At 47.7% G+C, this 15,700-nt stretch carries 18 protein-coding genes and 1 other RNA gene; 9 read left to right on the top strand and 10 right to left on the bottom strand.

The features are described 5' to 3' along the window. The first annotated feature begins 123 nt into the window (after positions 1-123). Both NE536_RS15870 and NE536_RS15865 read left to right on the top strand, forming a co-directional pair. Positions 124-1,344, top strand: coding sequence for a threonine/serine exporter family protein (locus NE536_RS15870; RefSeq protein ID WP_261273284.1), 1,221 nt, complete (start codon positions 124-126; stop codon positions 1,342-1,344). Positions 1,345-1,535: 191 nt separating this feature from the next. After that, on the top strand, positions 1,536-3,182 hold the full coding sequence (locus tag NE536_RS15865) for a BamA/TamA family outer membrane protein (protein ID WP_261273283.1): 1,647 nt from the start codon (positions 1,536-1,538) through the stop codon (positions 3,180-3,182). A gap of 65 nt (positions 3,183-3,247) precedes the next feature. Here the strand turns inward: NE536_RS15865 and NE536_RS15860 are convergent, their stop codons facing one another. From NE536_RS15860 to rsmI, 5 genes are all read right to left on the bottom strand, one after another. Further along, positions 3,248-3,496 carry a hypothetical protein gene (locus NE536_RS15860; RefSeq protein WP_220776805.1) on the bottom strand — a complete coding sequence of 83 codons (249 nt, stop codon included), beginning with the start codon at positions 3,494-3,496 and terminating at the stop codon, positions 3,248-3,250. Continuing rightward, complete coding sequence (locus tag NE536_RS15855; protein ID WP_261273282.1) at positions 3,490-3,999, bottom strand: hypothetical protein; 510 nt, start codon at positions 3,997-3,999, stop codon at positions 3,490-3,492. Before NE536_RS15855 ends, NE536_RS15860 begins: the two co-directional genes overlap by 7 nt. Before the next feature lie 9 nt (positions 4,000-4,008). Further along, complete coding sequence (locus tag NE536_RS15850; protein WP_006083526.1) at positions 4,009-4,332, bottom strand: DUF883 C-terminal domain-containing protein; 324 nt, start codon at positions 4,330-4,332, stop codon at positions 4,009-4,011. 362 nt (positions 4,333-4,694) lie between these two features. Beyond that, positions 4,695-5,046: RNase P RNA component class A (gene rnpB / locus NE536_RS15845), an RNA gene on the bottom strand. A gap of 65 nt (positions 5,047-5,111) precedes the next feature. Next, a complete protein-coding gene (gene rsmI / locus NE536_RS15840; protein WP_261273281.1) occupies positions 5,112-5,954 on the bottom strand; it encodes a 16S rRNA (cytidine(1402)-2'-O)-methyltransferase in 843 nt (280 codons plus the stop codon). Between the two features lie 88 nt (positions 5,955-6,042). Between rsmI and NE536_RS15835 the strand changes: the two genes are divergently transcribed. The 4 genes from NE536_RS15835 (at position 6,043) to dolP (ending at position 9,536) form a co-directional block, all read left to right on the top strand. After that, a complete protein-coding gene (locus NE536_RS15835) occupies positions 6,043-7,947 on the top strand; it encodes a penicillin-binding protein activator (protein ID WP_261273280.1) in 1,905 nt (634 codons plus the stop codon). After that, positions 7,944-8,270, top strand: a complete 327-nt coding sequence (locus tag NE536_RS15830; RefSeq protein WP_006084496.1) for a YraN family protein — start codon at positions 7,944-7,946, stop codon at positions 8,268-8,270. The genes NE536_RS15835 and NE536_RS15830 overlap by 4 nt, the downstream gene beginning before the upstream one ends. A gap of 109 nt (positions 8,271-8,379) precedes the next feature. Continuing rightward, a complete protein-coding gene (locus tag NE536_RS15825) occupies positions 8,380-8,973 on the top strand; it encodes a phosphoheptose isomerase (protein ID WP_006083530.1) in 594 nt (197 codons plus the stop codon). Then, the gene (dolP, locus tag NE536_RS15820) at positions 8,970-9,536 is read left to right on the top strand and encodes a division/outer membrane stress-associated lipid-binding lipoprotein (RefSeq protein ID WP_106649115.1); all 567 of its coding nucleotides are present in this window, start codon (positions 8,970-8,972) and stop codon (positions 9,534-9,536) included. Before NE536_RS15825 ends, dolP begins: the two co-directional genes overlap by 4 nt. A 92-nt stretch (positions 9,537-9,628) precedes the next feature. On the opposite strand, the gene NE536_RS15815 is transcribed toward dolP, so the two are convergent. Continuing rightward, positions 9,629-10,513, bottom strand: a complete 885-nt coding sequence (locus NE536_RS15815; protein WP_261273279.1) for a DMT family transporter — start codon at positions 10,511-10,513, stop codon at positions 9,629-9,631. A gap of 120 nt (positions 10,514-10,633) precedes the next feature. Here NE536_RS15815 and NE536_RS15810 point away from each other — a divergent pair, with 120 nt between their 5' ends. Further along, positions 10,634-11,506: a LysR substrate-binding domain-containing protein gene (locus NE536_RS15810; RefSeq protein ID WP_261273278.1), complete on the top strand. Its 873-nt coding sequence runs from the start codon at positions 10,634-10,636 to the stop codon at positions 11,504-11,506. A 63-nt stretch (positions 11,507-11,569) separates the two neighbouring features. Here NE536_RS15810 and trpS read toward each other — a convergent pair whose 3' ends face one another. The 3 genes from trpS to rpe all read right to left on the bottom strand — a co-directional run bounded on the left by trpS (position 11,570) and on the right by rpe (position 13,993). Beyond that, entirely contained in the window at positions 11,570-12,568 is a 999-nt protein-coding gene (gene trpS / locus NE536_RS15805; protein WP_006084501.1) for a tryptophan--tRNA ligase, read from the bottom strand. A 70-nt stretch (positions 12,569-12,638) separates the two neighbouring features. Next, positions 12,639-13,316, bottom strand: a complete 678-nt coding sequence (locus NE536_RS15800; protein ID WP_261273277.1) for a phosphoglycolate phosphatase — start codon at positions 13,314-13,316, stop codon at positions 12,639-12,641. 2 nt (positions 13,317-13,318) lie between these two features. After that, positions 13,319-13,993 (bottom strand): ribulose-phosphate 3-epimerase, encoded by a 675-nt coding sequence (gene rpe / locus NE536_RS15795; RefSeq protein WP_006084504.1) that lies wholly within the window; start codon positions 13,991-13,993, stop codon positions 13,319-13,321. A 276-nt stretch (positions 13,994-14,269) separates the two neighbouring features. Between rpe and NE536_RS15790 the strand changes: the two genes are divergently transcribed. Together NE536_RS15790 and NE536_RS15785 are read left to right on the top strand one after the other, a co-directional pair. Then, positions 14,270-14,635 carry a hypothetical protein gene (locus NE536_RS15790; protein WP_220591366.1) on the top strand — a complete coding sequence of 122 codons (366 nt, stop codon included), beginning with the start codon at positions 14,270-14,272 and terminating at the stop codon, positions 14,633-14,635. Next, positions 14,635-14,820 (top strand): DUF2970 domain-containing protein, encoded by a 186-nt coding sequence (locus NE536_RS15785; RefSeq protein WP_106649110.1) that lies wholly within the window; start codon positions 14,635-14,637, stop codon positions 14,818-14,820. Before NE536_RS15790 ends, NE536_RS15785 begins: the two co-directional genes overlap by 1 nt. An 18-nt stretch (positions 14,821-14,838) precedes the next feature. Here the strand turns inward: NE536_RS15785 and NE536_RS15780 are convergent, their stop codons facing one another. Continuing rightward, entirely contained in the window at positions 14,839-15,678 is an 840-nt protein-coding gene (locus NE536_RS15780; RefSeq protein WP_261273276.1) for a Dam family site-specific DNA-(adenine-N6)-methyltransferase, read from the bottom strand. Positions 15,679-15,700 lie beyond the last annotated feature (22 nt).

The raw sequence follows: 15,700 nt of genomic DNA, 5'->3' as shown, positions 1-15,700 counted from the left end.
CCGAGCTGCAAAAATTCAGCAATTTATTTGTATTAAGGTTAAAAGCCGTTAACCTTTTATAGACAAGATAGGTTAATATGCGCGCGTTAATCCCTACAACTTTTTATACAGTGAAGACCCCGATTGGATAACGACGAGTTTATCGAAAAACGCAGATTTATCATTAAGCTAGGCAAGGCATTGCATAAGTTTGGCACACCCGCTTATCGCCTAGAAACCCACTTACAAACCGTTGCGCGCACCTTAGGTATCGAAGGCTACTTCCTTATCTCGCCAACTTCGATGACCTTCGTTTTACAACACGATACAGATCAAGAATATAACCATGCCGCTCGGGTGAAGCCCGGCGAACTCGATTTAGGTTCACTCGCCCGCACCGATGAATTAGTCGATGAATTAACTTCGGGTAAGCGTACTTTGGCCGAGGCCTTAGACCGCTTAGAAGAAATCGCCAACAAACCCAATCCCTATGGCCCAGTGTTAACTTGTTTTTCATTTGGTACTTCTGCCGCCGCCTTCGCCATGTTAATGGGCACAGGTTGGAACGATGTATTTTGGTCTGGGTTATTAGGCTTATTTGTCTATGGCTTGGTATACCGCGCCGAACGCTCGGCACGCATGGCCGAAGTGCTTGAACCCTTCGCCACCATTCTTTGCGCCATCGCCGCCTGCGGCATAGCGCGTATCGATCCCAACATTAATATCCCAGTGGTGATCCTCTCCTCGATCATTATTTTTATTCCCGGCTTAGCGTTAACCTTAGGTCTGGCCGAACTCGCCGCGCGGGATTTGATTTCCGGCACGGCGCGCATCATGGATGCGATTATGCAATTGTTTAAACTGTACTTTGGTGCAGTGCTCGGCATGGCGATTGGTAAAGCCGTGTTTGGCGAAGCGATTCATATCGAGCCAGAAGGCTTGCCACGCTGGGCAATTTGGTCGGCGGTGCCGATTTTATCTATGGCGTTAGTGTTTATCTTCAAGGCGCGGATGCAAGATTCACCTTGGGGCGTATTAGCAGGGATAGTGGCGTTTTTCTCGGCCATGCTCGGCGGGCATTATTTTGGTGATTCGGTGGGTATTTTCTTTGGCGCCTTGGCTGTCGGGATTTACTCCAACCTCTTCGCCCGCTGGATGAAAGCTCCCGCCTCCATCGCCCTGTTGCAAGGCATAGTCATCTTAGTGCCCGGCAGTAAAACCTATATCGGACTCAATGCCTTAATCTCAGGTGAGACTATGCTCAATCAATCCCATATTGGCTCGCAAATCTTTTTGATTTTTATGTCGCTGATCGCGGGATTGATTTTTGCCAACGTCGCCGTGCCGCCAAAGCGAACATTGTAACAATTGTGAATTCGGCTGGAGCCCACGCCCAGCCGCCACCTCAAGACAATCTTAAGCTAACCTTAAGTAAAATCAGAAACTTATTAAAATGTTTTCTTGACTAACCTCCACTTTCCATGTGTTATTAAATTGTGAATTGCAGAGTGAAGCTATTTTCGCTGCAGTCGTCAATTTCATGGGAGTGGTCTTTTATGCAGAAATTCATTCAGTATGCATGCATCCTACCTTGTTGTGTTGGCAGCCTGATCAGTGCTGCCCAAGCAGAAGAAGCTAAGCTCGCCGATCCCGCAACACAGGCTCAAGAAACCAAAAAAGTCAGCAAGATTGTCGTAGTTAACAATCCAATTTTTGATGAATCCGATCCCGATGCTTTTTTCATCCACCGCTGGGCGAACGCCCTGCATATCAACACTAAAGAATACGTGGTGCTCGATAAACTGACCTTCGGCGAAAATGATACTGTCACCCAGAAAGATCTCGATGAATCGCAACGGCTATTACGGGCCGTGCCCTATATCCGCGACGCCAAAATTTATGTTGCCGAAAAAGATCCCCTCGCCGATACCGATCCCACGGTTGAATCCGTTGTCGTCGAAACCTGGGATAACTGGTCATTACTGCCAACTGCGAGCCTGAGTAGTTCAGGTGGCGACACTCGCTATTCCTTCGGCGTTAAAGAAGATAACTTACTCGGAACAGGCATTCGCACTCGACTCAAGTACCAGTCCAACGAGTCCCGCAATGGCTATAAATTTGCTTTCGAAGCGCCGCTGAGCATTATCGAACACGGCACAGTTGCTGCCGAGTTTTACGACAATAGCGACGGCCAAGCGAAACACGTTTATGTCAGTAAGCCCTTCTATTCACTCGATACCAATACCATGTATTCGGCTGAGTTTTTAGACGATAACCGTATCGATACGATTCGACAAAATGGGCAAGAGATAAATGAATTCGAACACACAGTCGACTACCTCAATCTAAAATATGGTTGGTTAATCAATAAAAACAGTGAGCATCTTTCTCGCTTTATTACCGGTGTTACCCAAGACAAACATGAGTTTGCCAATTCAGATCTCTACCCCAATTCGATGCTGCCTCAAGACAGGGACTTTATGTACCCTTGGGTCGCATACGAGTTTATCCAGGATGATTTCCACGTACTGAATAACGTTCACCTGATATCTAACAACGAAGACTTTAACTTAGGCTGGCATCACTATGTGCAACTCGGCATAGAAACCAACGACATAGGAGATAACAATCCTGTCGGCTACCACGTCAATTGGCAAAGTACTGGCGGCTATAAGTTCGACGATCAACTGTGGCTGTTAGAAATGGGCGGCACTAGCACAATTGGCACAACCCAAAAAGACACTTACAAGGTCGATATCCAAGCCGAATACTTCTATCAAATCAATCCTAAGTGGACAGCCTACGGCAAAGCATGGGCTAGCCTTTCAAAGAACACTTATCTGGATCTGAGCAAAGGGCTGGGAGATGAAACTGGCGTACGCGGCTATCCCAACGAATACCAACAAGGGGACAATCAGTGGTTACTGACCGCCGAGATACGCAACTACCCCAATATCAACTTATATCAATTGGCTGAATTGGGTTGGGCAGTCTTTGCCGATCTGGGTCAAGCCTCCGGCGGACAATTTGCCGAGAATAACGAAGTCAGCGGTCCACTGGGGAGCATAGGCATAGGCGCGCGAATTTATTCCTCTCGCTCCAGCTATGGCAACGTCGCCCATATCGATTTTTCACTCCCTTATACAGGCGGCGAGTCAGTCAACAGCTGGGAATGGCGATTCCTAGTAAAAAGCAGTTTTTAGTCGCTGATTTAGGAACTGCGAATCCGACAAAGTCAAACGCTAACCGCCATAGGAAGGCTGGGCAGTTAGAGTTTGGTCATCCAACGCAAACCAAAGGTGCTACGCAGCAGTTTTACTGTGCTGTTGTGGCGCATTTGAAACAGACAGCCAAGGCTAAAACTGACGATTAAGCCAGGTGTCGACCCAATAAAAGCACGACCGCTTTGCGCTAGTTGTTGTTTCCTCACCTGCAATAACTCATGCTGCAGCCGACCTTGCTCCGTCAGTACAGTGAGCTCTAATTGCTGCTTTTTAAGTAACTTTTGCACTAGCATTGTTGATCTTCCTGTTGTTTGTTGGCTGAGTGTTGAGTAGAAAACAACAACCGTAACTGCTGCCAAGTCTTTGAAAAACCGGCTTGCGACAGCACATAGCTCAGACTACGCCAACACCAAATCAATAACACAAACTGCAATACCACTAACGCGCTCGCGGTAATCAACAACGAGCCGCTCAGTTGAAACAGCATATAGCCCAGCAGCAATAAAGTACTGCCCCAGAATAGGGTAATACCCGTCCCAAAACAGACAACCAAAGCCGCAGCAATAATCAAGCTGCGACCCGTTAACTGCCATTCTGTCGTTGCTATTTTTCCTGCCAAATTTAACTGATTGATATAGGCTTGCTTCACCGAGCTGCTCAGTGCCGCTATTTCAGCCAATTGCTCAATGGCATGATCAACCACCTTATTCTGGGCAGCGGATGCAGGCTGCCCAGTGAGTTCAGCATGCTGGACTGGTCTTTGCTCTGGCGCCTCTGACTGTGCACGGTTTTGCATAAACCCACCCTAGCGACGGCGTAACAAGGCAGTCAACACTACACCAGCTGCAAACGCTATCCCGGCGGTGGCCAGCGGATTTTGCGCTGCCAGCTCACGGGTTTTACTGTAAGAGCTTTGCAGTTGTTGTTTGATTTCCTCTTGCTTGTGCGCCAGCGTTTCCTGCGAGCTGGCGGCGGTTTTACGCAAAGTATCCTCTGCAACAGCGGCTTTCTCCGCCACAGCGTCAACGGCATGATGCGTCACTTCGCTGGCTTTCGCTGTGGTTGGTGAATTCAACGCGCCGTTATCTTTACTATTAGTTTGTTCTGTTACACTTTTTGAACTGGCCATTAGCAGACTCCTTGGTGAACTGAGTGCAATGCAACAAAATGCTGCACTTTGCATATAAACCAATGCAATGGCTAAGCCAATTGATATAAGCAAATAAAAAAACATAGACTTAGATTGAAATGCTTTATATCCGCGCCCTCAGTTAACGGTAGATGTTACCTACATAGGGTAATTTTTACCTGCAGCGAAGGCTGATAAAGAGAGCGACAGAACAGAGAACTAAATAGGATATAGATTGGATACGGACGGGGAATTCAACACTTTGATTTTTAATCATTTAACAAGTAACGGTCGCTTAAAGCTGCAACAGTTAAAAACAAAAAGCCCGTTTGTCATTACGACAAACGGGCTTTTTGTTGAATGAGGTGAGTTGGCCGATAAGCCGGGTCCTGTCTTGGACAGTCATTCATCTAGGCCTGCAATCGCTCACAGGCTCAAGCGACCTACCCGGTTCCAACGCGAGCCACGCCATACGGAACCCTATTTGGTCTTGCTCCGGGTGGAGTTTACCTTGCTACGAACTATTGCTAGCCGCACGGTGCGCTCTTACCGCACCCTTTCACCCTTACCGACCTGATAAATCAGGCAGGCGGTCTACTCTCTGTTGCACTTGTCGTCGGTTCGCACCGCCCAGGCGTTACCTGGCACCCCGCTCTTTGGAGCCCGGACTTTCCTCCCCGTTCTTGCGAACGCGGCGACTGTCTGGCCAACTCGGCGCGGATTATAGCCTAAGCCACCCTGATGCACCACAGATAATCCGCTCGCGGCCGTTTTAGCGCTTATAAATCAGACTCTAGCCCGTATTTATACAGAGCATTCTTTTTAAGTCCATGAATTTGCGCGGCAATTGCAGCGGCTTTCTTCAATGGCAATTCTTCACATAAGAGCTTGAGCGTGTTGATGGCGACGGTTGGAATCGCTTCGTCATCACTCAAATGGTAACCATGCACCATAAGTACGATTTCACCCTTCTGCTGATTCGGGTCAGTACTTACGGTGGCAAGCACTTCTGAGACGGGGCCAGATAAAAAGGTTTCGAAGGTTTTGGTCACTTCGCGTGCCATCACTACATGGCGATCGCCGCCCAGCACTTCGACCATAGTCGTTAAGCTATGCTCGATGCGGTGCGGTGATTCATAAAAAATCAGCGTGCGCGGATCTTCTTTCAGTGCCAATAACTTATCGGCGCGGGCTTTTTCTTTTGAGGGCAGAAATCCTTCAAAAGTAAAACGGTCCGATGGCAAACCAGAGGCGCTTAAGGCCGTAATCGCCGCGCAAGGGCCCGGCAAAGGGATCACATTAAACCCAGATTGGCGCACATGTGAGACTAAGTGGTAACCAGGATCAGAAATCAACGGCGTACCCGCATCGGAAATTAATGCTATCGACTGACCCGCTGCAAGCTGATCCACAATCCACTGGGCACGCGCACGCTCGTTGTGGTCATGCAAGGCCGTAGTTTTAGTGGTAATGCCGAAGTGGCTCAACAACTTACCGCTGTGGCGAGTGTCTTCACAGGCGATCAATGAAACCTGATTCAGCACCTCTATTGCCCGCGAGCTCATATCGCCCAAATTACCTATGGGAGTAGGAACTATGTAGAGTGCGACGCTTTGGTCCATATATACCTCTGTAATGACAGTGCCAAGACTTTCGTCAAGCGCGAGAGAAGGTTAAACTAGAGGCCGCATCTTACCAGAGTGAAGCCCAGTGTTAAAAAGCCTGAATACAACTAAGTTCGTTTCCGTGGCCATTTTATCGGTAATCTTGGCGGGTTGTGGTGTTTCATCGCCCAATTCCACTGGAACAACCGCCACATTGGCTACCTCATTAGCATCCGCACCTTTGACGGCAAATGTCTATTTGGCGCAAGCGGCCAATAGTAAAGATCCGCAGCAGCGCGATACTAATCTGCTGCTAGCAGCCCATGCCTATATTAATGCCAATGACTATGCCGCGGCGCAGAAGCTACTCAAATCGATACTGCCGAGCTTAACTCAGAGCCCAACATTACTGGCCGAACATAAATACTTAACTGCACGAGTGCTTGAACACACGTCCACCTACAGTGATGCCCTTAAAACCTTAAATTATCCAAGTAATTGGAGCCTGCCAAGCTGGCAGATGACGGCCTATCACCAGTTCAAGGCGCATTTATATCAATTGAATAAACAGCCAATTGAACAAGTACGCGAGTTGAGTTTACTGACAACTTACTTGCCACCCGCCCAAGCCAACGAAGTGAATAACACCATTTGGCAAGTGCTGCAGCCGATGCACGAACAAACCATAAAGACGTTTACCCAAGATGCTAAAAGTCCAGTGTTTGCGGGCTGGTTACAACTGGCTTATATCGCTAAGCATTATGCCGTCGATCCCACCCAGTTAGTGCGCTACTTAGGTGAATGGCAAAAGCAGAACCCTTATCACCCAGCTGCGGCAAAGTTGCCTGCCGATTTAGACAGAGCCCTCAACGCTAAGCCTTTTACACCGAAAAACATTGCCGTGCTGTTGCCGCTGACTGGCCCACGAGCGAACGCCGCCAATGCGATTCGCCAAGGCATATTAGCCAGCTATATGGCGAAGCAAAACGATAAAGTCGCAGTGAATTTTTACGATACGGCCAACGATGCTGCGAGTGCCTATCAACAGGCGCTGATGGCGGGAGCCGAGTTTATTATAGGCCCATTACTGCCGACTGAAATCGAACAACTACAAGTGATGAATGCGGCAAATACTGCCGCCACTAATGCGCTGGCCAATGCTGCCAACCCAGACAAAACGGCCAATACGGTTGCTGCAGCTCCTGCTGCGCCTGTACCACAACTCTTTTTGAATCAAGTGGATAAATTCACACCCGATCCAAACAAATTCTACTTTGCGCTATCACCAGCCCAAGAAGCAGCCGATGCCGCCGAGCATTTATATCAAGATGGCGTCACTATGCCATTGCTGCTCGCCAGCAATGATGCCCTTGGCAAACGTATGGCCGAGAGCTTTATTCAAACGTGGAAAAAGAAGAGCGATAACGTCGTCGAAGTCTATTACTACGATGGCGGCGACAAAATGAAAACCACAGTGCAAGATGCCCTTGGCGTGCGTGATAGCCAAGCCCGTATCGCACGCATCAAGGAACTGCTGGGTAACTCAGTGCAGGCTGACTTCCGCTCACGCCAAGATATTGATGCTATCTATATGATTTCAACGCCGCAGGATCTGACTCTGCTCAAGGCCTTTATCGATGTTAACTTCAGCGTGTTCACTCAACCTGTGCCCTTGTATACCTCAAGCCGCAGCCGAGTTGAGAACGAAAGCACACAAACGGCGCAGGATTTAAATAACCTCACCCTCAGTGATGCCCCTTGGCTGATGCAAAACGGCGAAGAAAACCTCATGGTTAACACACTATTTTCGGGCTGGAATAACAGTCAGAAACGTTTGTTTGTTATGGGTTATGATGCGATGGACTTGATCGGCCGTTTAGCACAAATGCGCTCATTTACGGGCTACCAATTCAATGGCCGCAGCGGCGCTTTATCGGTTAACCCAGATGGCATAGTAAACCGCCAATTAAGCTGGGGACGCTACCAAAGAGGCAGCTTCCGCCAGCTATGACACTCGGACAACAGGCAGAAGCGCACGCACAACGTTACCTTGAACAGCAAGGGTTAACTTTTGTCGAACGTAATGTCCGCTATCCGTTTGGGGAAATTGATTTAATCATGCGCCATAAAAGCCATTGGGTATTTGTTGAAGTGAAGTATCGCTCGGCAACCCAATATGGCGGCGCATTACAGGCTTTAAGCGCGGCGCAAATAACGCGGATTCGCAAAGCGGCCAACCATTATTTGCAACTCAATCGGCTCGATGTGCCCTGTCGTTTCGATGTCATAGCCATGGAAGCCGATCAAATTCATTGGCTCGTCGATGCCTTTTAAGCGCCAATAGTGCGAGATTAGCAACACAAATTATTTTTAACGTCTGTGCCTCAACACGCTTGTGGAAATATGGCATGATAGCAACACTTTATCCTGAAAGGATTTATCCATGTTAGAACGCATTAAAGACAGCTTTACTGAATCTATCCAGACAAAAATCGATGCAGCCGAAGCACTGCCAGAATCAATCGCCAAAGCGGCCGAGATGATGGTGCACTGTCTTTTGGGTGGCAATAAAATCCTTGCTTGCGGTAACGGCGGCAGCGCTGGCGATGCACAACATTTCTCAGCTGAATTGCTAAACCGCTACGAGATTGAGCGTCCACCCTTACCGGCCATCGCCCTGTCTACTGACACTTCAACCATCACAGCTATCGCCAACGACTATAGCTATGATGAGATTTTCTCAAAACAGATTTTTGCCTTAGGCCAACCGGGCGACATTCTGCTGGCAATCTCCACCAGCGGTAATTCAGGTAACGTAATCAAAGCCATGGAAGCCGCATTAAGCCGCGACATGACTATCGTTGCCCTAACGGGTAAAGATGGCGGCGCTATGGCTGGCCTGCTGAGCGTGGGCGATGTGGAAATCCGCGTGCCTTCTAACGTCACCGCACGAATTCAGGAAGTGCACTTACTGGTGATCCACTGCCTGTGTGACAACATCGACCGCACACTCTTCCCGCAGGACGAGCAGCAATGAGACACGCTGCCCCACTGTTAATGGTTTGCTTGCTGCTACAAGGCTGCGCCGGTGCCGTTATGGTGGGCGCAGTGAGTGGCGCCATGATGGCCAATGATGAGCGCACTGTTAAGACACAGATTGATGATACTAATACGGATTTTAGGATAACTAGCGCACTGCTAGAGCAAGAAGATCTTAAAAAACAAACCAATATCACTGGCGTGTCCGTCAATGGCAATGTGCTTATGATAGGCCAAGCCCCTAACTCCATGTTAAGGGATAAAGCCATCAAGGTTGTGCAAGACCTTAAACTAGGCGGCAAGATCCACAATCAGATCCGCATTGGCAACCCGACTTCTTTCACTACACGCAGCAACGATACTTGGGTCACCACCAAAGTGAAGGGCCGCATGTTAAACGAGAAAGATTTAGATGTGACTCGCATTAAAGTCATCACTGAAAATGGTGAAGTCTTCTTACTTGGTGTTATCCATCGCTCGCAAGCAGATTTAGCTGTCGATATCGCCCGCAATACAGCAGGCGTGCGTAAAGTGGTGAAAGTATTTGAATATACAGAGTAACTTTACAATTCAAGTATGTTGAAATGTGAGTATTTGGGCAGTGAAGCCTAAGTCGCGAGTCAACTCGCATACTTAGGCTTAAACGCTCAGCGTTATTTACCCGTTAGTGTATCCGCAACCTTAGGCGTCGATTTTGATAACAGCGACCCTAACCAAGGTAAACACAACGAAGGCAACACAATCAAAGCAGCGCCGAGCCAGCTTAAGTTATCCAACCACTCATCGAATAACAACCAGCCTAAAAAGACAATAAATAACAAGCCAGTGTATTCCGCAATCGCGATATCGCTTGCCTGTGCTTTACGGTAGGCCAGCACGCAAAACCAATGATACACAAGTAAAAATGCGTTGCTCAGCAATGCCACGCCCACCAGCTCCCAACTCAAACCTTCGATGCCCTGAAACGCCGCAATGACTAACGTCGCTGGAATACCCAGCAAGTTATACAACATCAGCGTTAACACGGGATGCTCTGCATTAGGCACTTTTTTCAGCGCTAACTGATTCACCGCAAAGGTAAAAGCCGAAAATAGCACAGCAATGCCATACCAGTTCATTTCACTCGGCCGCAGGATAATCAAAATACCAACAAAACCTAAGCCAGTGCAGATGGTCTGGGCAACAGTGATCCGCTCCCTCAGGAAAAAATACCCCATCAAGATGATCATCAAAGGTGCCGAGTAAAACAATGAGCTAACCGTCGCGAGTGGCAATGCCATCAAGCCAATAATTAAAAAAAGCGCGCCAACTGAGCCTATGTTGGCACGCCAAAGGTGAACTGAAATATGTGTCGTCATCGGCCGCTGTGAATACAACCACACTGGCAACAACATAAAGACTGAGGAGATTTGCCTGACAAGGAGGAAAGTCGAGGCATTCGCATCGTCCGGCAACCACTTTATCGACACATCATAGAAGGCACTAAATAGATTACCTACTATCAATAAAATCAAACCGATAACAACTGGGCGTTGCATTTTTTAACATCCATAAATCTCAATGGCGGCATGATAATCCTCCCAAAACTTAAGCTGAAATGATGCTTTCTCATGCTAGATGAATTAAATTCATACTAAAGCCTTTAGATATTGAAAATAATGAGAAAGCTACCACCATTACGCGCTCTGCAAGTGTTTGAGGCCGCCGCCAGACAGCAGCATTTTTCTAAGGCAGCCGATGAACTGTGCATCACCCAAAGTGCGGTTTCTCACCAAGTACGAGTATTAGAAGAGTATTTTGGCGAGCAACTGTTTGACCGCCAGGGGCGTAAACTGCAGTTAACCCAGAAGGGACACGGACTATTTCTAGAGTTAGAGCGGATATTCAACGAGTTAAGTGATCTTAATTTGAAGGTGCGCGACACGCCCAATCAGCAGCTGTGCTTAGCAGTTTACAGTTCCTTCTCGGTGAAATGGTTGATCCCCAGACTCGCCGATTTTCGCCGCCAATATCCGAGCGTAAAAATCCGCCTTGAGATGATCACCCAAGATCCTGATCTCAGCACTAGCACGGCAGATATCTTTATCGCAGGAAAACTGAATCAACGCGGCTATTGGCAACAGTTACTACACAAAGAACGGCTAATCCCAGTGTGCAGCCCAAATTTCTACCTTAAATGGCGCGACATTAGCCTGAGCAATTTCCAGCAACAAGCCCTGCTGGTTGTCGATGAAGGCCCACTCGGACTCGACTGGCACAAGTGGTCATCGGCACACCAGATCCCACTCGATAACGAACAACAGCATGTGTTTAGTCATATTGTGATGGCAATTGAGGCGGCGATTGCAGGCCAAGGCTTAGCCCTAGCGCCGGACTTTATGGTGGCTGGCGATATCACCACGGGGCGTTTAGTCGCTTTGAATCTTCCCGATGTGCATACAGGATTTGAATTTACTTTCTTTTGTAAACAGCGCCGTTTATCTGAGCCTGCGATTGCTGCCTTCTCATCTTGGCTAAAATCACAGGCCTAAGGTGAACGTCCAGACACAAAAAAGCCGACGCTGACGTCGGCTTAATTTATCGATATCGATTGATTACACTAACAAACCAATCTTCTCGTACACTTTCTTCAATGTCACTTCGGCGCGCGCCTGCGCACTTTCAGCGCCAGCTTTCATCACTTGGTCTAAGTAAGCACGGTCGGCACGAATCGCGCGGTAACGCTCTTGCAGTGGCTCTAACATGCCCACAACAGCTTCGCCTGCTGCACCTTTCAAATGGCCATACATCTTGCCTTCAAACTCGGCTTCTAGGCTTGCAATGCTTTGCCCCGTCACTCCCGACATGAGACTCAGCAGGTTAGAAACGCCTGGCTTATTGTCCATATCGAAACGCACGACTGGCGGCTCATCACTGTCTGTCATAGCTTTTTTCAGCTTCTTCAGCACGGCTTTTGGATCTTCTAGCAGGCCGATGACGTTGTTACGGTTCTCGTCTGACTTAGACATCTTCTTCAGCGGCTCCTGCAACGACATCACTTTCGCGCCATGTTCAGGAATAAATGGCTCAGGAATGGTGAAAGTATCACCGTAGGCATTGTTGAAGCGAGTCGCGATATCACGAGTTAACTCAAGGTGTTGCTTCTGATCTTGACCAACTGGGATTTCGTTCGCTTGATAAATCAGAATATCCGCCGCCATCAGCACTGGGTAACCAAACAGACCCACGTTGATGTTGTTAGCATGCTTTTGTGACTTATCTTTAAACTGCGTCATGCGGCTCAACTCGCCCATTTGGGTGTAGCAGTTTAGTGCCCAACCTAATTGCGTATGTTGTGGCACCTGTGACTGGATAAACACTGTGCTCTTTTTAGGATCGACGCCACAGGCCAAATACAGGGCTAAGGTGTCTAAACAAGCTTCGCGCAACGCTTTAGGATCTTGACGCACGGTAATGGCATGCAAGTCGACCACACAATAGAGGCAGTCGTGGCTATCTTGCATCGCAACCCATTGACGCAATGCACCCATGTAGTTACCTATGGTTAATTCGCCGGACGGCTGTGCACCGCTGAGTACTATGGGTTTGGTCATTACGTCATTGCTCCACTATCTATATATAAAAAGACTATAAAAAATCGACTAAAAAACGGGTAAACACGCATTACTTAGTAGGTTTTACCCAGTTCAAAATCTCACTAAATTGCTCGCATACGGCATCTGGGCCACTGAGCCCAATATCTTCACCGTAGTTGTAGCCGTAGGTCAAGCCGATTGACGCTATCCCAGCCGCTTTCGCCGCTAAAATGTCGTTTTTAGAGTCGCCGACCATCAATAACGCCTCTTTATCCAATTGCCACTCATGTAATAAGTGCTGTAGCGGCAAAGGATCGGGCTTCATCTTAGCTAAGGTATCGCCACCTAACACTAAGCTGAAAAAGTCATTAATCCCAAAGGCATTGAGTAATGGCAAGGTAAAACGATAGGGTTTATTGGTCACAACGGCGAGCTTAAAACCTGCATCGAATAAGGTTTGCAGTACTTGATGCACGTCGCTATACAGCGCACTGTGCTTCTCAAGATTCTCTTGATAGTGATGCATAAAAATCGGCATGGCCGCATCAAGCGCGGTTTGCTCAACATCCAATCCCAAGGCATGGGTCATGGCGCGGCGCATCAACATCTCTGCGCCGTTACCGACCCAAGTACGCACTTGGGCCTCAGAGCAGCTCTTCAACCCTAGCTCGGCTAAGGCTTCCTGCGTGGCAACGGTTAGGTCAGGCACACTGTCGATCAGCGTGCCATCAAGATCAAACGCTATCGCTTTAATCTTATCCCACATACCTATGCCCCAACTTTAGCAAGTTCGGCACGCATCTCATCAACAACGGTTTTGTAATCTGGCTTGCCGAAAATGGCAGAACCCGCAACAAACATGTCGGCACCGGCGGCGGCGATTTCGGCAATATTGTCGACCTTAACGCCGCCATCCACTTCTAAGCGAATATCAAAACCACTGGCATCGATACGTGCACGCACTTGGCGCAGCTTATCTAAGGTCGATGGAATAAAAGATTGGCCGCCAAAGCCAGGGTTCACCGACATCAATAGAATCACATCCAGCTTATCCATCACATGGTCGAGATAATGCAGTGGTGTGGCAGGATTAAACACGAGACCCGCTTTACAGCCACACTCTTTGATCAGCTGCAGTGTGCGATCGACGTGCTCTGAGGCTTCTGGATGGAAAGTAATAATAGATGCGCCCGCTTTAGCAAAATCAGGCACGATACGGTCAACTGGCTTAACCATCAAATGCACATCAATATCGGCGGTAATACCGTAGTTACGCAGCGCTTGGCACACCATGGGGCCAATTGTTAAGTTAGGGACATAGTGATTATCCATAACATCAAAATGCACTACGTCGGTCCCCGCATCTAACACGGCTTTTACATCATCGCCCAAACGGGCAAAATCGGCAGATAAAATCGATGGAGCAATCAAGAATGGACGCATAAAACACTCGCTGCTATTTGGATAAAAAGTGCCTTATTTTACCCTGAGCCAAGCTAAGCCTCTATAGCTAAAGCCACATTTCTGGCAATTGATACGCGATGCCCGTGTCAGCAAAGCAGCACATTCTGTAACTATCGCAGTCAATTGGGGCTTGGATTCGGTAAAATAAGCTAATATTTTCGAGCATTTTGGCGGCAATTGATAAATTTTTGTTCATAAACTAGGCGAGTTTGTTATACTCGAGGCGCAATGCTGGTTCATTTCAAAGGAAGCGTTATGAAGGGGCGGTTTAGTTTGTTTTCACACTATGTTAAGTCAGTGACATTTAAGTCATCTATGATGTTGGCATTCACTGCTGTTGTCGTGGCCACGTTAGCTTTTGGTGTTGAAAAACTTACGGAAAATACCGAAACAGCTTCATGCGCTTGTAGCAGTGACACCCGTTACAATAATGCTCTGCCTAGTAGTCATCCTAATAATCGTTGCGCCGATCAAGCACAAACCCTAAGCTGGAAAACGTGGCTCACAGGAAAAAACCGTTCGAGTCAGTTCCACTTTGTCGATCTGCTTGAGCTATTACACGGCCATCAAGATAAACCTATGGATGACCTCAAGCCCACTACATCGCATCTCGCCTATTAATGCTTAGCCGTATCTGGCAAGTATTCCACAGTACCTTCGCCGCCTTTTTCGGGGTACAAACTGACGAAAATCGTAAAAAAGACTTCCAAACGGGTTCACCATTACCTTACATAGCTATGGGAATCGTATTGGCAATCGTTTTAGTGGCAAGTTTGATGTTTCTCGTAGGACAAGTGCTTAGCTGAACGTAGGCTATGTCGAACCTAGTCATCCTTTGAATCGTAATTTTCATCATATAACGCCATCAACTCATCCACCTTGTTCCGGCCACTGCCATTTTGGCTAATGTTACGTTGCACTTGGATTGTCGCTAAGTGAGCACCGCGGTATAACTCGCGAGTCAATGGAATATCGTGATTACTGATCAACACAGGAATACCACGTTCTAGTGCTGTATGGCGCGAATGACGGGCCAGCAGTGCTTGATCGTCTAGACTAAAACCCGCACCAACATATGTCGTAAAACTGGATGTGGTCGATAATGGCGCATAAGGTGGATCGCAGTAAACCACATCACCGCTACGTGTCTGCTCGAAGGCTTTTTCATAGCCTATGCATTTAAACTCGGCACGTTGCGCTTTTTCAGAAAAGGCCCAGATTTCCTTTTCGGGGAAATACGGCTTTTTATAGGAACCAAAAGGCACATTGAAACCGCCCTTACGGTTATAACGACATAAACCATTAAAACCATGACGGTTTAGATAGAGGAAATACACGGAACGCTGGAAAGGGTCACGGCATTTATTAAAGTCGGTCCGCACCTTATAGTAAGCATCTTTTTGATTCATCTCATCAACAAACAACGCCTTAGCTGCGGCAATGTAAGCTTCTGGTTGATGCTTCACAATCTGGTATAGCTCGATCAAATCCTGATTAATGTCACAGAGCAGATAGCTAGGATAATCCGTATTTAAGAAAACGGATCCTGCACCCACGAATGGCTCGACCAAACGGTCTCCAGTAGGTAAATAACTGGCCAATTCATCCACCAATTTAAATTTACCGCCAGCCCACTTAAGGAAGGCTCTGTGTTTTTTTATCATTTAACTTGATGAATGCCGACAA

This window comes from Shewanella septentrionalis (genome assembly GCF_025370265.1).
In the GTDB taxonomy this organism is placed as follows: domain Bacteria; phylum Pseudomonadota; class Gammaproteobacteria; order Enterobacterales; family Shewanellaceae; genus Shewanella; species Shewanella hafniensis.
Note: the sequence above shows the minus strand (reverse complement) of the source record. Positions and strands in the feature narration are given on the sequence as shown.

Excerpts from the sequence above, each read along its gene's own strand:
- NE536_RS15865 (WP_261273283.1), top strand. The coding sequence starts at position 1,536 with ATGCAGAAATTCATTCAGTATGCATGCATCCTACCTTGTTGTGTTGGC.
- NE536_RS15860 (WP_220776805.1), bottom strand. The coding sequence starts at position 3,496 with ATGCTAGTGCAAAAGTTACTTAAAAAGCAGCAATTAGAGCTCACTGTA.
- NE536_RS15855 (WP_261273282.1), bottom strand. The coding sequence starts at position 3,999 with ATGCAAAACCGTGCACAGTCAGAGGCGCCAGAGCAAAGACCAGTCCAG.
- NE536_RS15850 (WP_006083526.1), bottom strand. The coding sequence starts at position 4,332 with ATGGCCAGTTCAAAAAGTGTAACAGAACAAACTAATAGTAAAGATAAC.
- rsmI (WP_261273281.1), bottom strand. The coding sequence starts at position 5,954 with ATGGACCAAAGCGTCGCACTCTACATAGTTCCTACTCCCATAGGTAAT.
- NE536_RS15830 (WP_006084496.1), top strand. The coding sequence starts at position 7,944 with ATGACACTCGGACAACAGGCAGAAGCGCACGCACAACGTTACCTTGAA.
- NE536_RS15825 (WP_006083530.1), top strand. The coding sequence starts at position 8,380 with ATGTTAGAACGCATTAAAGACAGCTTTACTGAATCTATCCAGACAAAA.
- dolP (WP_106649115.1), top strand. The coding sequence starts at position 8,970 with ATGAGACACGCTGCCCCACTGTTAATGGTTTGCTTGCTGCTACAAGGC.
- NE536_RS15815 (WP_261273279.1), bottom strand. The coding sequence starts at position 10,513 with ATGCAACGCCCAGTTGTTATCGGTTTGATTTTATTGATAGTAGGTAAT.
- NE536_RS15810 (WP_261273278.1), top strand. The coding sequence starts at position 10,634 with ATGAGAAAGCTACCACCATTACGCGCTCTGCAAGTGTTTGAGGCCGCC.
- trpS (WP_006084501.1), bottom strand. The coding sequence starts at position 12,568 with ATGACCAAACCCATAGTACTCAGCGGTGCACAGCCGTCCGGCGAATTA.
- NE536_RS15800 (WP_261273277.1), bottom strand. The coding sequence starts at position 13,316 with ATGTGGGATAAGATTAAAGCGATAGCGTTTGATCTTGATGGCACGCTG.
- rpe (WP_006084504.1), bottom strand. The coding sequence starts at position 13,993 with ATGCGTCCATTCTTGATTGCTCCATCGATTTTATCTGCCGATTTTGCC.
- NE536_RS15790 (WP_220591366.1), top strand. The coding sequence starts at position 14,270 with ATGAAGGGGCGGTTTAGTTTGTTTTCACACTATGTTAAGTCAGTGACA.
- NE536_RS15785 (WP_106649110.1), top strand. The coding sequence starts at position 14,635 with ATGCTTAGCCGTATCTGGCAAGTATTCCACAGTACCTTCGCCGCCTTT.
- NE536_RS15780 (WP_261273276.1), bottom strand. The coding sequence starts at position 15,678 with ATGATAAAAAAACACAGAGCCTTCCTTAAGTGGGCTGGCGGTAAATTT.